Annotated in this window: 4 protein-coding genes; all 4 read right to left on the bottom strand. The window is 59.4% G+C overall.

From position 1 onward, the window contains the following. The coding region (locus ACOI7D_RS27730) for a hypothetical protein (RefSeq protein WP_019706012.1) at nt 1-305 on the bottom strand (305 nt) is incomplete at its 3' end. Between the two features lie 254 nt (nt 306-559). Further along, the gene (locus ACOI7D_RS27735; RefSeq protein WP_000215515.1) at nt 560-916 is read right to left on the bottom strand and encodes a cupin domain-containing protein; all 357 of its coding nucleotides are present in this window, start codon (nt 914-916) and stop codon (nt 560-562) included. Then, the gene (locus tag ACOI7D_RS27740) at nt 906-1,307 is read right to left on the bottom strand and encodes a DUF86 domain-containing protein (RefSeq protein ID WP_001293886.1); all 402 of its coding nucleotides are present in this window, start codon (nt 1,305-1,307) and stop codon (nt 906-908) included. The genes ACOI7D_RS27735 and ACOI7D_RS27740 overlap by 11 nt, the downstream gene beginning before the upstream one ends. Then, complete coding sequence (locus ACOI7D_RS27745; protein WP_001247892.1) at nt 1,304-1,594, bottom strand: nucleotidyltransferase family protein; 291 nt, start codon at nt 1,592-1,594, stop codon at nt 1,304-1,306. Before ACOI7D_RS27745 ends, ACOI7D_RS27740 begins: the two co-directional genes overlap by 4 nt. Nucleotides 1,595-1,656: the final 62 nt, after the last annotated feature.

Consider the following 1,656-nt stretch of genomic DNA (forward strand, 5'->3'; position numbering starts at 1 on the left):
AGCAGGCGCTTTTTCAGGGAGGCGCGTTCTTGCGGGTTGCGTCCCTTGTGATTGGCGATGCGATCCGCCGTGGCGGCCTGGCGCTTGACGGGCCAGTAGGAGCGGCCATCCTTGCCCATCGACCAGACGCTGCTGGCCTGGTTTTCCAGCAGGGGCAGATGGGCGCTCAGGGCTTCGGGCGACGCGCTGGTCAGCGCCGTGCGCTCACGGGTGCGCCAGCGCTGATGCCAGAGCTTCTTGTCCTCGCGCTCGCTGCCGCAGGTCGTGTGCCCGACGATGGGTGTTTTGCGGCGGCTGCGGCTCATAACGTAGTGGTCTCCAAGAACATTCAGGACTGATCCCAGGCGTCGATGGTCAAGACCTGATCGGCAGGACAGGCGGCTACGCGGTCGGGAACTGGATGGTGTTCAGTCTCATGCCGACCCCATTCGATTGATCGCGTCGCTTGCGGCACGCTGCGACGCAAGGAGGTTTGCGACCTGGTTTAGCAGCCGTGTCCGCTGCATGTCTGTTACCTATCTCCCCGACCGCTCATTGGACCAACTCCAGAGATTGGGCTCTATCGCTCAGCCAATACGAAACCGGCATTGGCTGATGCCACAACCGAGACTAACACAAATGGCTCGGTACCTGTATTTCGCGCCCCGTGCACTTGGCCCGGTCTTGCCACGGCTATCTCACCTTCCCTGAGGGCACGAACAATCCCATTGCCCTGAAAGTAATCAGCCATTCCCGACAAAACAGTCCACGTGTCTTGGCCGTGAGGATGAATGTGAGCCGCAATTTCCTGCCCGGGATGGACATGCCAAACCACGATAATTGAGTCTCGGGTTTCAAGCACAACGGAACGAATAGGCTCGCCTTCGGACGGCTGAACATACTCGGCTACAGAAAATATTCTCGATTCAACAGTCATCGGAGATTCCTCTTTCACAGTTGTCGTTACGGTCTTCATCGTCGGCATCCTGACGCACGGCGGGCAATTGCTGGAGCAACGCCGGCAGCCATTCCTGTACCGTCTCCCACACCACATCGAGGTTGATGTCGAAATAGCCGTGAGCCATGCGATTACGCATATTGCGCATGCTGCGCCACGGCACGTCGGCATGCGCCTGGGTGAACTCGACGTAGCCATCCATCACCTTTGTGGCCGCCTCGCCGATGACGATCAGGCTCATGATGACGGCCTGCTGGGTGCGCTTGTCGGCCAAGAAGTCGTCCTTGGCCATCCCTTCCACGAAGCTGCGCGCATCGGTTGCGGCCTGCTGAATGTGGTCGAGGTAATCGGGCAGGCGGTTCTCGCTCATATCGGTTGCGCCTCCGCGAGCACCTTGGCCCGGAACTTCGGCGGCAGGTCGCCGGGAGTCAGCAGATCGACGTCAACGCCGAGCAGCGATTTCAGTTCTTCTTCCAAATCGCCCAAGTCCAACAACGTGGCACCGGGCAGCGCATCGACCAACAGGTCGAGGTCGCTGCCATCCCGGTCGGTGCCATGCAGCACCGAGCCGAAGACGCGCGGGTTCGCGGCGCGAAAGCGGCCTACCGCTTCACGCACTGCGCTTCGCTTCATGTCAAGCACAACAGACGGTCGCATGCGCATCCTTTCTTATCGAAACTCGTTGAGATGATATGCAATCAAGAATAGAATTTCAAGAA

The sequence above is a fragment of the Klebsiella sp. C360 genome (genome assembly GCF_048822415.1).
GTDB lineage: Bacteria > Pseudomonadota > Gammaproteobacteria > Enterobacterales > Enterobacteriaceae > Klebsiella > Klebsiella quasipneumoniae.

Coding starts and splice junctions, on each gene's coding strand:
- ACOI7D_RS27745 (WP_001247892.1), bottom strand. CDS start 1,594: ATGCGACCGTCTGTTGTGCTTGACATGAAGCGAAGCGCAGTGCGTGAA.
- ACOI7D_RS27735 (WP_000215515.1), bottom strand. CDS start 916: ATGACTGTTGAATCGAGAATATTTTCTGTAGCCGAGTATGTTCAGCCG.
- ACOI7D_RS27740 (WP_001293886.1), bottom strand. CDS start 1,307: ATGAGCGAGAACCGCCTGCCCGATTACCTCGACCACATTCAGCAGGCC.